This window comes from Tenacibaculum sp. SSH1-16 (assembly GCF_040104435.1).
Lineage (GTDB): Bacteria > Bacteroidota > Bacteroidia > Flavobacteriales > Flavobacteriaceae > Polaribacter > Polaribacter mesophilus.
On sequence record NZ_JBECOV010000003.1, the window covers coordinates 182,398 to 195,891 of the forward strand.

Here is a 13,494-nt window from a genome sequence, read left to right on the forward strand (position 1 = left end):
ATGATGGTAAAAGAATACTTAGAGAATATCACTACCCAGTTTAAATCGTATAAAGAAGTTGCTGATAAAACGATTGCTCAATTAGAAGAAAAAGACATACACTGGAAATACAATGAAGAAAGTAACAGCATTGCTGCTATTATTGTTCATGTATCTGAAAATATGTTGTCGCGTTGGACGGACTTTTTTACTTCTGATGGAGAAAAAGAATGGAGAGATAGAGATGCTGAGTTTGAAACTCATGATTTATCAAAAAAAGAATTGATTTCTCAATGGGAAAAGGGTTGGAACTGTCTTTTTGCTGCTTTAGATTCATTAAATGAGGAAAACTTCAATCAACCGATTCTTATCAGAAATAAACAAGTTAAGTTAATTGAAAGTATTACGAGGCAAATAGCTCATTTTCCATATCACATTGGTCAAATAGCTTATGTAGGTAAAATGATTTTAAATGATAAATGGCAAACAGCTTCTATTGCCAAAGGAAAATCTAAAGAGTTTATACAAGCTCAGTTTGAAAAAAACAACTCATAAAAAAACGTCTTTTAAATTTTTAAAAGACGTTTTTAATAGGAAACATGTTTATGGCAACTAATTTTTTACTGTTTCCAAAATACTCGCTATAGTTTCTTTATTATCTACACCTAAACCTTCTTGTTGGTGCACTAACTCCCCTTCCGGATTAAATACACTGATGATATTTGAGTGTGAAAAATCTAATGGAGAAATTTGTTTGTATTTCACAGCTAGTACATTGGCAAATTCTCTAACAGATTCTTCTGTACCTTGTAAAAAAGTCCAATGCTCATCATCCATAAAGTTTTCTTTCGCAAAGGCCTTTAATCGTTCAGGGGTATCATTTTTAGGGTCAATACTAATTAAAACGTATTGTAAGTCTTCGTTATATACTTTAGGTATTTTAGCTTCAATATTACGCATATCAGCAACCAATCTGGGGCAAGCAGCTTTACACGTAGTATAAATCATAACCATTACCAAAGTTTTCCCTCTTAAATCTTCTAAATGAATCGTTTTATTCTCTTCGGTTTTCCATTCTGATGTTAAATTGAATATAGAACTTTCAGAAATATCAGTAGCTAAAGCTAACTCTTTAGGCTCTTTTTTATCTTTCTGTGTTAAATCCATTTTACAAACCGGACAACTTCCTTCTTCTGTATATATTTTATCTCCCTCACAAAGCATAGGACATTCATATGTAGTTACTAAATTTGTGTTGCTTTTTTCTTTTTTACAAGAACTTAATAAAGTAATTGAAAAAAGAAGTATCGTTATATATTTTACTACTTTCATTGTGCTATATTTTTATCTTTTACACATCTAAAACCTAAGTTTCTCATTGTGTATTTAGCTTTTAAACTTCCACGGATAGCATAACGCATAAAAGCTGCATAATTCATTAAATCTGTTGATCCTACTGCTGCACTACCACAAAACAAATTACTATCATTGTCAACGTCTTTTCTAGATTCTCCTGATACCAATACTGAATTAAAATCAGAGGTCCATTCCCAAACCAATCCATGCATATCATACACTCCCCAATAGTTTTTAAATGTTGACCCTATAACATTATTAAATGTTCTTGGCTTTTCATACCAACTTAAAATGTATTCATTATACGTTTTTAAAGTTCTTGCATCTGATAGTTTTTGATTTGCCATTCCCACATATTCCCATTCATCTACAGTAGGTAATCGTTTTCCTTGCTTTTCACAGTAACATTTTGCTGCAAACCATGAAACATTGGTTACAGGTGATTTTAAGTTAACCTTCTCCCCTATTTCTGTATCATTTTTCCAATTAATCAGGTAACTTTTATCTGTAAAAAGTTTAATTACTTTAGATTTTCTCCACTTTGGATTTTCTTTCACAAATTGTAAAAAATCTTCATTAGTTACAGGATATACATCCATTAAAAAATCTTGAATCGTTACTCTTGCTGAATCTCTTCCGTACAAAGGAATATAACTACCACCTTTAATAGGAACCATTTTAGATTGACAATTCATATTGGAAATGCCAAAGAAAAATATACAAATTGTCAATCTTAAAATAGTTTTCATTTCTTATAATTTAGAGTTTAACTACAATTTTAGTGAGTACTTTTTACTTCCATTACAGTATTTACACTAACGTTGGTTTTATTATTGCCCCAAGAATTATAAACATAGGTTAGTACATCTGCTACTTCTTGATCGTTCAACGCTTGCTTGGTCATTACACTATTATATTTTTGACCGTTTACTGTAATTTCTCCTGTTTTACCATGTAAAATAATATCTATAGCTCTCTTTACATCAGCATTTAAATAATCTGATTTAGCTAAAGGAGGAAATGCATTTGGAATTCCTTCACCATTAGCTTGGTGACAAGCAAAACACGTTTTCGTATAAATCTGTTTACCGTCTGCTATTTTTTGCGCTAAAGATTTTTCTTGCTTAGAAGCTACAGCTTTATCTTCTTTACCATTTGGCATTTCTTGAATAGTACCTCCTTCTGGATTGTAAATACCTTCTTGTTTTACTCCTGAATAAATCTTTTTGCTTTCTTCTCCCTTTACCTTTAACATTCCTAAAGCACCTTTATTAAACGCTCTAAAAATAGCATGATCTACTAAAATAAAAGTACCTGGAACATCTACCTTAAAATCCACTATTGCAGCTCCTCCTGCCGGAATAGAAGTTGTTTGTACATCTTTGTTAATCATAGAACCACCTTCAACATGAACATTGTCAAAAATTTCACCAATAACATGGAAAGATGATGTTAAGTTAGGACCTCCGTTACCTACAAATAAACGTACTGTTTCGCCAACATTAGCGGTAATTGCATTATCTCCTGTTAAAGCTCCTACACTTCCGTTAAACACTACATAATCTGCATCTTCGTCTACTGCTTTTCTCATATCAAAAGCCTGTAAACCAGGTTCTCCGTTTTCTCCTTTTGTATAAAAATCTCCTTGCATAATATAGTATTCCTTATCTACTTTTGGTAAACCTCCTTCAGGCTCTACTAAAATTAAACCATACATTCCGTTCGCAATATGCATTCCTACAGGTGCAGTAGCACAGTGATATACATATAATCCAGGGTTTAATGTTTTAAATGAGAATGTTTTTTCATGACCAGGCGCTACAAATGATGAAGTTGCTCCCCCACCTGGACCTGTTACTGCATGTAAATCAATATTATGAGGTAATCTATTATCTGGGTGATTAGATAAGGTAAATTCTACTTCATCTCCTACTCTAGTTCTTATAAAGCTACCTGGAACAGAACCACCAAACGTCCAGTACACATATTCTACACCATCTGTCATAGTTCCTTCTTTTTCAAGAATTTCCATATTTACCAGTAACTTTTTAGCTGATCTATTACCAACAGGTGCTGGAACATGAGGCGGAGCTGTTAATTCTGCTTCTATCGTTCCTTTAACTGCTATATCTGAAGCACTTTTCATTGCAATACTTTCAGATTTTTCATTTTTACAACTTGCCATTAAAAACATAGCTGCTAAAACCATTGAAATTGTTTTCACTTGTTTCATCTCTTCTATTGATGTAGTTATTAATAATCTTATAAAAGACTTTTTTATCTTTTATACAAACAAAGCTACTAAGAGAAAAGCTTTTGAAATATGATTTTTATCATAAAAACAAAAAAAGGAGCTTAGAGCTCCTTTTAATCTATTTTTCTTTTAAAATTTCTTTACCAAATTGATGACACAACTCCAAGGTTTCTTTCACATCATCCATGGTTGTTTTTGGGTTTATCAGACACATTCTAAGTACTACTTGCTTATTTAATATTGTAGTTACTAAAAACGCTTCTCTTGATTCCATTATCTTTTGAGAAATTTTCTGATTTAATTCATCAATTTCTTTTTCTGATAGGTTTGATCCAATAGGGTTATATCTAAAATTAATTACTGCCAAGGTGGCTGGTGAAATAATTTCCCAGTTTCTACTTTTACGCAGCATCTTTTCTACATTATCAGCTAATTGGATGTTGTAAGTAACAGCTTCTTTAAAAGCATCTAATCCATATGTTTTAATAGACATATAAAACTTTAAGGCTCTAAAACGTCTTGTTAACTGAATTCCGTAATCGTAAAAGTTAATCTCAGATTCATTTCCTTCAATATCGCGTAAATATTCTGGTTTTTCACTAAAAGTACCACTTAACCAAGAAGCATCTTTTACTAATAAGCAACCAATTTCATAAGGTTGGTAAAACCATTTATGCGGATCTACAGTAAGAGAGTCAGCTCTTTCAATTCCTCGTAGAGCTTTTGCTCCTTTTTCAGCTAAAATAGCGGCTCCACCATAAGCTCCATCAATATGGAACCATAAATCTTCCTCTTCACAAATGTCAGCTATTTCATTTAAAGGATCTACAGTACCTGTGTTGGTGGTTCCCGCAGAAGCGATGTAACAAAATGGTTGCAACCCTTCTAGTCGGTCTTTTGCTATAGCATTTTTTAATTTGTTAATACTAATTCTAAACTCTAAATCTGTTGGTAAAATTCGAATTTGCTCTTTTTTAAACCCTAAAACACGAATTGCTTTAATATTTGAAGAGTGTGCCTGATCAGACAAATAAATCACCGCTTTAGAAAAATCATCACCACACTTTAAACGTCTCGCGGTAACCAAAGCTGTTAAGTTTGCCATAGAACCACCACTGGTAAAAATTCCTCCTCCTTTTTCAACAGGGAAATTATACATTTTTAGTAACCAGTTCATTGTTACAATTTCTAACTCAGCTGCTGCTGGAGAAACCATCCATCCACCAGAAAAAATATTGAATCCAGTAGCTAAACTATCAGCCATAGTACTAATAAAGTTACTAGGTCCAGGTACAAATGAATATGCTTTAGGGTGAGAAATAACTGTACTGTTTGGTATTACATTATCCATCACAAAATCTAGTACCTTTTCAGCAGACATTCCTTCGTTTGGTGCTTCTTGTAAGAAAATACTATCCATTTCTTTTCTAGAAGCACTAGCAACAGGCTTTTTTTGCTCTAAAGTAGCCCAATGTTCTGCAATTATATCTACAATTTTATATCCGTAAGACTTCATCTCTTCTTTTGATAAATCAAAATGAGCGCTCATATCTTTATAATTTTTTAATTTGCTACAAAATTAACCATTTACTAAATGACAGCCTTTTATTTATCTTGATAATTTTATTTCTTTATTAAGATTTTGGCATATTCTTTTCATTATTTTTGTGCATTAAATCGTATTATTTTGAAAAAACTATTTCTACTAACTTTTATATTATTTTCTGTTGTAAGTTTTTCTCAAACAAAAAAAATCAAAATCCTTTCTACCGAACTAAGTACTGCCGATGAAAGCAAGTACCCTGGAGCTACTATACTTATAGGAAAAGTTAAAATGTCACACGAAGGAGCTACTTTAGATTGTAAAAGAGCTCTACTTTACAAAGACAAAAACTTATTTAAGGCCATTGGTGAAGTAATTATTGAACAAGGAGATAGTATTATTCAATACAGTGATTTTGCTACTTATAATGGAAATACAAAAAAGGCAAAATCTTGGGGAAACGTAGAAATTAATGATAAAGAAATGACGTTAAAAACTGATACGCTTCATTTTGACAGAATCAACCAAGTATTATACTACCCAAACGGAGGAACTATTCGTGATACAAAAAACACTCTAAAAAGTGTAAAAGGAACTTATCTATTAAGAGAAAAAAAGTTTACTGCCAAAACAAAAGTAACAGTTGTAAACCCTGAAAATCATTTAGAGTCTAACCATTTAGATTATTATACCAATACTAACTTAGCTTATTTATACGGGCCAAGTACCATTACTAATTTAAAAGATAGCACTAAAGTATATTCTGAAAGAGGTTTTTACGATACGAATACCGATATTTCATACTTTGTAAAACGTGCAAAATTATTTTTAAAAGAACGAACCGTTTCTGCCGATAGTTTGTACTATGATAAACGTAACGGTTTTGCTTCTGCAACCAACAATATAAAAGTAGTTGATACCGTTCAAAATATGGTAGCAAAAGGAAATTATGCTGAATTATACGAACTCAAAGATTCTTTATTTATAATTGATAGAGCTGTTGCTATTTCTGTATTTGAAAAAGACTCTATGCATGTTGCGGGCGATAAAATTTTACTTACTGGTAAACCAGAAAAACGTATTGCTAGAATTTTTAACAATGTAAAAATATTCAAGTCCGATTTACAAGGAAAATGCGACTCTATTCACAGTAGTCAAGAAACGGGATTAACCAGAATGTTTAAAAATCCCATATTATGGTCTAATAAAAGTCAAATTACAGGAGACAGCATTCAGTTAGTATCTAATAAAGAAACAAATAAACTTGACTCTTTAAAAGTATTACAAAATGGTTTTATGATTCAACAAGACTCCGTTCATACAGAAAACTTTAATCAAATTAAAGGAAGAAATATTTATGGTAAGTTTGAAAAAGGAGAATTAAGAACAATGTTAGTTAAGGGTAATGCAGAATCTTTATACTACAGTAACAACGAAAAAACACAAGAATTAGAAACAATTACCAAAGAAATAGCAAGTGATATTGAATTTATTTTAGAAGATGGAGAAATAATACAAACTAAATACTTTAAAAAATCTGAAGGAAAAACTTTTCCTCCTTCTGAATTCCCTTCTGACGAAAAAAAATTCAAAGGCTTTTTATGGCGAGGAGATGAACAACCCTTAACTGTGGAAGATATTTTTATAAAAGACACTACTTCTACTGTTCCTTCAAAAAGAAAAAAACAACCTGATGTTGTAAAAGAAGCTAAGGAAATGTTTATCGAAGAAACTTCAAAAAACAAGAAAGAACAAAAAAAGCCTAATCTTAAAAAATTAAAATAATTTCTGTGAAAGACGATTTTTTTAAATACCAAGGACAAACAACCCCACATCCTTTAGCTATTGAAATTTCACACGCCAAAGGAAGTTATATTTATGATAGCAACGGAAAAGCGATGTTAGATTTTGTTGCAGGAGTTTCTGCAAATAGTTTAGGACATAACCACCCTAAGGTAAATGAAGCTATAAAAAATCAATTAGAGCATTATACACATGTAATGGTGTATGGAGAATTTATTCAAAAACCACAATTAGAATTGTGTAAAGCTTTAGCTGCTACCTTACCTCCTAACCTATCATCTGTTTATCTAGTAAATTCTGGTACCGAAGCTACCGAAGGTGCTTTAAAATTAGCCAAACGTTTTACAGGCAGAAGTGAAGTTATTGCGGCTAAAAATGCGTATCATGGAAATACACAAGGTGCTATGAGTGTTTGCGGTGCTGAACAACAAAACCGAGCATTTCGTCCGTTAATTCCAGGAAGTAAGTTTATTGAATACAACAACGAACAAGACTTAGAAAAAATCACCTCTAAAACAGCGGGTGTTATCCTAGAAACCATTCAAGGAGGTGCAGGATTTATCGAACCTAAAAATGATTACTTAGTAAAAGTAAAACAACGTTGTGATGAAGTTGGTGCCTTATTAATTTTGGATGAAATCCAATCAGGAATCGGACGTACAGGAACCTTTTGGGGATTTGAAAATTACAATGTTACCCCTGATATTATTATTACAGGAAAAGGTTTAGGTGGTGGAATGCCAATCGGAGCTTTTATTGCTTCTTTTGAAATAATGAACTGTTTAAAAGAACACCCAAAATTAGGGCATATTACTACGTTTGGCGGACATCCAGTAATTGCGAGTGCTGGATTGGCAACCGTACAAGAAATCACTTCTTCTAACTTAATGGAAGAAGCCTTACGAAAAGAAAAAATTATTCGCGATGCCTTTAAGAATCATCCTGTAGTTAAAGAAATTAGAGGAAAAGGATTGATGCTTGCTTTATTAGTAGATACTCCTGAAGCTGCCTCACAAGTAATTTTAAACTGTTTAGATAAAGGGCTAATTTTATTCTGGTTACTTTTTGAAGGTAAAGCCATTCGTATTACGCCTCCACTCACCATTTCTGATGAAGAACTAAAAAAAGGATGTGATCTTATATTGAGTGAATTAGACAAATTGTAGTTTATCAATAATTCAACACCCTAAAATAGATATAACTAAACTAGTACTTTTCATAGGACACTTTATTGGGCATAGTTTATATAATGCGACCAGTTTTCCGTTAAAAACTCTCTTATTCCACTTGGTTGATAATTAGGGTAAATCTTTTGAAAATCCTCTTTAGCCAATTCAAAACTTTGATTCTCTATTTTGCCTTTAGTTGCTAAATATAATAAACCAATACTAGGTGAACGTGACACTCCTTGATTGCAATGGATAAGAACTTTATTGCCTTTCTCTAATTGTTCATTGATGAATTCCAAAGATTTTTCGAATAGAATATTTTCGAAATATTTCCCAGTTGGTGGGTCAATCATATTTAAAATGATTCTCCTTTCTCGATAAGCAATTAGATATTCAGGATGATTTTTTTCTGGTGTTCTTCCTCTATAGCCTAGGGCTTTTCTATGGCAAGGTTCTTTACAAGCTTGAACAAAGTAGAATTCAGAATCGAATTGTAATTCTTGATAGTTTATAAGATCGCCAATAAATAGATTTTTTTCGATTTCGACCATCAATTATTATTTAGTCTGTTAATTTCTCAATATCGGTTATCATAAATTTTAGCATATCCCATTCTTTTAATTTTGTGTTTTTGTTATATACATCTTTCCTTACACTTAATAAAAATTGAGCAAATTTTTTCATAGTCAATTTGGGATTTGATTCAGACTCGTTTTTATAAAAACTTTGCATCATATTATTATAAGCCGTTACCATTTCGTCTGAACCAAATGTTATTAGGTTAAATCCAGCTTTACGATATTCAACAGAACCAATCTCCGTAATTGCTTTATCTTTCATTTTTTGATTTGACTTATTTGCAAACATTACAATTAATGGATGAAGTAAAGTGTTATATGTCTGAATTCTGCGTTCCAAAGCCCTTTCCTCTATAGCTTGTAATTCTTCTTTTCGTGATTTAAAAAACCAGGTAATTAATCCACCTATTAAAACTAAAAATGGTGCGCCTAAAGCTGTTATTAATGTAATGTACTCTTTTTCCATTGGCAGTCTATTCTAATTGTGGCTAACTCGTTTTATCTCAAACTTCAGTTCTTTTATCCCGACAAAAGCATAGGATAATACAAGGTTTAGTTTTTTCATAAACTATCAAATGTATAAAAACCAACACTTTACCTAAAATAAAGTTATCAACGAATTATTGTTATTTGTTAATTAATTATACAATTCCTGCAAACCTAAAAAAAAGCACACATATATGCTTACGGAATCCCATAAGCTCAACTATTTAGATACTAAAAGTAGTTTTAGTTGTTATTAACAATCTCTGATACCTTATTTAGAAAACCAAAAATAAGTTGACACACTTTATTGAATACTCCCGTTATTGGGTCGCTAATATCACGGCATGCTCCGTTGACACCACGGCATGGGTCGCTGATATTACGGCATGCTCCGTTGACACCGCGGCATGGGTCGCTGATATCACGGCGTGCTCCGAAGACACTACGGCACGGGTCGCTGATACTACGGCGCGCTCCGTTGACACCACGGCACGGGTCGCTGATATTACGGCATGCTCCGTTGACACCGCGGCAAGGGTCGCTAATACCACGGCATGCTCCGTTAACACCGCGGCACGGGTCGCTAATATTACGGCGTGCTCCGAAGACATCACGGCATGGGTCGTTATTATCTCGTTACGATTAGTTAATACTTTTCTCTACTATGTTATTATTTTTTTTCTTAGGATATAATAAGCTAAAAGTATTTTCATTGTTTTTTAGAACATTATTTATGCTTTTAACTCAATGTTAAAGAACAAAAGATATATCATTACTTTTCTAGCTGTAACCATGGTTTCTTTTTTTGGCTCTACAAATAACCTCACTAAAAAAACATAAACAACTGATAATTAACACTTTTTTTATTATTTTAGTTCGCAAAAAATAAAAAGCTATGTCTAAAAAACCAGTTGTAACTTTAGGTAGTAATCACCAATGTCCAATGTGTAGTGGGTCTACACCTCATGTTGGAGGACCTGTTACCCAAGGAGAGCAAAACATTTTAATTAACGGTAAACCTGTGGCAACTATTGGTAGCATCTGTACATGTAATGTAGGTATGGATACTATAGTCACTGGAAACCCAAGCATTCTTGCTAATGGTAAACCTATAGCATGTATAGGTGATATGACTGCACATGGGGGAACTATTACTTCTGGTGAGAATAATGTTCTTGTTAGTAGTAGCTCCCCACAATCAACTGTAGTGATGCCTATTGATCAAATTCCATTTCCTGATATTAGTTTTAAAGACAGAATTGGGGCTGCTTTTACTGGTAACACAAAAATGCTTAAACAAGCTGAAGCCAATCAACAAAAAATAAAAGAACTTGCTGAGCAACAAGAGCAAGAAAAAAAAGAAAAAGAACTCCCAAAATTACAAGGTGAAATTATTTTTATAAATGGTTATTTAAGCGACTTTAAAACAAACAGCGAATCACACTGGAATGCTATAATGGATTTAAACCCTGATAAACCAGGTTGGTTCACCTCAAGAGGTGAAAACACTAATGAATATAAACGTACTGATCATGATGATTATTATACTGCAGAACAACGTGAAAAAGACCTCCACAAAAGTAAATTTAGAAAAATTGTTGAAGAAAAGTTTAGAAATCCTAATACGTTAATTTTTAAAACTCCCGAAAGTAAATATTATGGTTACTGGAATGATATTGCTAATGACTACAAAGCTACAAAAACCTACGCCAAATACTTTAATGCAGAAGGTAGAGTACACTACATTAATGGTTCACATGGGCTAGGAAGTAGCGGAGCACATAGAGTTGATCATGGTATTGCTTTAGGCTATGAATGGGCTCGTTATAATTGGAAGCTCATCAAAAAAGAAAAGGTTGATGCTAAAAAAGAAGAATCTCCACAAATAGAAAGCTATTCTCCACATTATAAACCCATAACTATTGTTGGTCATAGTCAAGGTGCTTGTATGGCAGCAGGTGTAAAACTGGGTATTATTAAGTATGCTAACGAAATGGGATGGAAAAAAGTAGCCATAAATACCATTTTTTTAGGAGTGCATCAACCTAAAGGATTGTATGGAAAAAACTACGATAGTCTTATTAAGAAAAAAACACAAGAGTACATGGTTTACAAAAATGCTGTACTTAGAGGAAAAAATGAAGATAGCGGACATAAATTTTTAAGTGCTATTTCTGAATTGTATAGTCCCAAATATAAAAAGGTTTTTAACAAACGAGGTTTATTTGAACATGTAAAAGCTATTTGTTACGATTGGAACGCTTATAAGAGTAGAGCTGTACAATTTACTTTTCCGAACGACAGAGGTGATTTAGTAACTATAGATGGAGATATACCAGAAATAAAAAGTGCCTGTCACCCTAAAAGAGATAAAACGTTATTTAGTGCTGAATATTTTCATAAACAAGATAGTATTCCTTCGTATTACCAAACACAACAAAATAAAAAAATCATTGATTTGTCTATGTATGGAGCTGAAAGTGGCTATGTAGTTATTCCTCCTTATGTAGCTGAAGAACGTTACGATTACGATGCTTTAGAAAAGCTAGACTCCCCCACTATAAATCAACAAATACACGGTGTACATTGGAAGGGTTATAGTAGAGTAGTCATACGTTGGGGTGTAGCTATGAATGCCTTCAAACTAGCTAAATCAAGCTACCAGAACTATACAAAACATAAATTTACCGCAAGTGCTGTTGGTGATCTTTTAATTGGGACTTACACGTTTATAGAAAACAATCATAAAAAAATAGCGTTATATAAAAAACTAATTGCTAGTTATAACAATAAAACGATTAAAACTAACCTTACTAATTTGTTTGAAGGACATTTTAAAACTCCTATTAAGGTACCAAAACACCTCACCCGTAAATGGAGATATTCTAGCGACGAAAAGTATGCTATCATTCTATACAATTTAGCCTATGTAACTTATCAAAATATGCTACTACAATACGCTCCCTTACAAAGTGCTGATTTATATGCTCACTTTGCTCCTGTAGGACATATTTTACACACAAAATTATTACAAGACAATAGTGGGAGTTTTAATGACCAGTACGGTAATACTTCTATATTTGAACGTATAAAGAATGCTGGAAAAGATAAATTCTACAGAATGGTCTATAAGAATAATAAGGATGGTTCAGAACTAACAGAAGAACAAAAAAGGGAACAGGAAAAAACAGAAGTGGAAACAAAGCTAATTAAAAAGCTGATCGATTCTTCTATTGCTGACACAGAATATATAAATAATGTTATTAAGGCATACGTACACAAAAAGAAAAGTTATGAATCTAAATTATATGATGAAAGTAAGAACAAAAATTAGCGCTATTTGTTTGCTTTTGTTAACCAGTTGTAATTATTTAGAAAAGAAAAAAGCTATACAAAAAATGGAAAAAGAATATATAGAATATCAGGATTTACATAAACATCAAGGCTCAGAAAACTATGAAGTGTTAAAAATATTAGACTCTAACACGATAGTATATGAAATGTTTTTTGAAAAAAAACAATATTTAGTGTCTTTAATCGGCAAAAATGAAAAGCTACAAAACTTTAAATATAAAAGGCTTAAGCTTGATATTTTTGGAAATATTTTGGATGAAGGGCTGCTATATGAAACCTTAACGGATGGTACTATGTGGCATATGGATAATTATAACAATTGGTTGATAAATGGAAATGATGAAGAACAAAACTACATTGATCCTTTAACCTATAATGAAAAAAGAGATTTGAAAAGTTGGTTAATAAAATTCGATGAATTGTATAACAAAGCTTCTTATGTTTACGAGTCTTCTTGGAGTTACTATATGAAAGTAGAAAATAATTGGTATAAGTTTTTATATGATAAAAAACTATTTACTCCAGAAACGTTCGACTCCAAGGTATATGAAAAATACCCTTCCAAAATAGCTCCCGAAGAAGTACGTATGGTAAAAATTCCTGAGGTCTTTGATAACTTACTAGAAAACAAAACCCTACAGTTATCAGAATATGTAGAAATGGACAAACAAAAAAGTAGTGGTTTAAACCCTATTAGTTTTTCCTCTGGTTATTACATGTTCGAATTACATTTACCACAAGGGGATATCTTAAAATTTAGACGTTATGGTGCCATGGGGTTTAATGCTGATATGAATATATATCAAATACCTAAAGAATTAGGTGGTAGCGACGAAGTTTTTTTTATAGAACAATTACCAAGACAAACTTATCCTGATAAATCCTTTGCTGGTTTTTATGCCATACGACCTAAAAATTACAAAAAATTATCTGAGTATAAATCATATTCCGAAAAAGAGAAAAAAAATTAAC

At 32.2% G+C, this 13,494-nt stretch carries 11 protein-coding genes; 5 read left to right on the forward strand and 6 right to left on the reverse strand.

What is annotated here, in order from left to right; all coding sequences use genetic code 11:
* Complete coding sequence (locus ABMY20_RS05790) at window positions 1–534, forward strand: DUF1572 family protein (protein WP_253056687.1); 534 nt, start codon at window positions 1–3, stop codon at window positions 532–534.
* A gap of 57 nt (window positions 535–591) precedes the next feature.
* Here the strand turns inward: ABMY20_RS05790 and ABMY20_RS05795 are convergent, their stop codons facing one another.
* The 4 genes from ABMY20_RS05795 to ABMY20_RS05810 all read right to left on the reverse strand — a co-directional run bounded on the left by ABMY20_RS05795 (window position 592) and on the right by ABMY20_RS05810 (window position 5,138).
* Entirely contained in the window at window positions 592–1,311 is a 720-nt protein-coding gene (locus tag ABMY20_RS05795; protein ID WP_349264829.1) for an SCO family protein, read from the reverse strand.
* Window positions 1,308–2,030, reverse strand: coding sequence for a formylglycine-generating enzyme family protein (locus ABMY20_RS05800; RefSeq protein WP_349264927.1), 723 nt, complete (start codon window positions 2,028–2,030; stop codon window positions 1,308–1,310). Before ABMY20_RS05800 ends, ABMY20_RS05795 begins: the two co-directional genes overlap by 4 nt.
* An 83-nt stretch (window positions 2,031–2,113) precedes the next feature.
* Window positions 2,114–3,568: a copper-containing nitrite reductase gene (nirK, locus tag ABMY20_RS05805; protein WP_349264830.1), complete on the reverse strand. Its 1,455-nt coding sequence runs from the start codon at window positions 3,566–3,568 to the stop codon at window positions 2,114–2,116.
* Window positions 3,569–3,707: 139 nt separating this feature from the next.
* Complete coding sequence (locus tag ABMY20_RS05810) at window positions 3,708–5,138, reverse strand: aspartate aminotransferase family protein (RefSeq protein ID WP_349264831.1); 1,431 nt, start codon at window positions 5,136–5,138, stop codon at window positions 3,708–3,710.
* A 138-nt stretch (window positions 5,139–5,276) separates the two neighbouring features.
* On the opposite strand from ABMY20_RS05810, the gene ABMY20_RS05815 reads away from it, so the two are divergent.
* Window positions 5,277–6,917: an OstA-like protein gene (locus ABMY20_RS05815; RefSeq protein WP_349264832.1), complete on the forward strand. Its 1,641-nt coding sequence runs from the start codon at window positions 5,277–5,279 to the stop codon at window positions 6,915–6,917.
* A gap of 5 nt (window positions 6,918–6,922) precedes the next feature.
* Window positions 6,923–8,101, forward strand: a complete 1,179-nt coding sequence (locus ABMY20_RS05820) for an aspartate aminotransferase family protein (RefSeq protein ID WP_349264833.1) — start codon at window positions 6,923–6,925, stop codon at window positions 8,099–8,101.
* Window positions 8,102–8,163: 62 nt separating this feature from the next.
* On the opposite strand, the gene ABMY20_RS05825 is transcribed toward ABMY20_RS05820, so the two are convergent.
* Window positions 8,164–8,655 (reverse strand): dual specificity protein phosphatase, encoded by a 492-nt coding sequence (locus ABMY20_RS05825; protein ID WP_349264834.1) that lies wholly within the window; start codon window positions 8,653–8,655, stop codon window positions 8,164–8,166.
* Between the two features lie 10 nt (window positions 8,656–8,665).
* Window positions 8,666–9,148, reverse strand: coding sequence for a hypothetical protein (locus ABMY20_RS05830; protein WP_349264835.1), 483 nt, complete (start codon window positions 9,146–9,148; stop codon window positions 8,666–8,668).
* Window positions 9,149–10,063: 915 nt separating this feature from the next.
* Between ABMY20_RS05830 and ABMY20_RS05835 the strand changes: the two genes are divergently transcribed.
* Entirely contained in the window at window positions 10,064–12,502 is a 2,439-nt protein-coding gene (locus ABMY20_RS05835; RefSeq protein WP_349264836.1) for a PAAR domain-containing protein, read from the forward strand.
* Window positions 12,462–13,493, forward strand: coding sequence for a hypothetical protein (locus ABMY20_RS05840; RefSeq protein WP_349264837.1), 1,032 nt, complete (start codon window positions 12,462–12,464; stop codon window positions 13,491–13,493). The genes ABMY20_RS05835 and ABMY20_RS05840 overlap by 41 nt, the downstream gene beginning before the upstream one ends.
* The last annotated feature ends 1 nt before the right edge of the window (window position 13,494 follow it).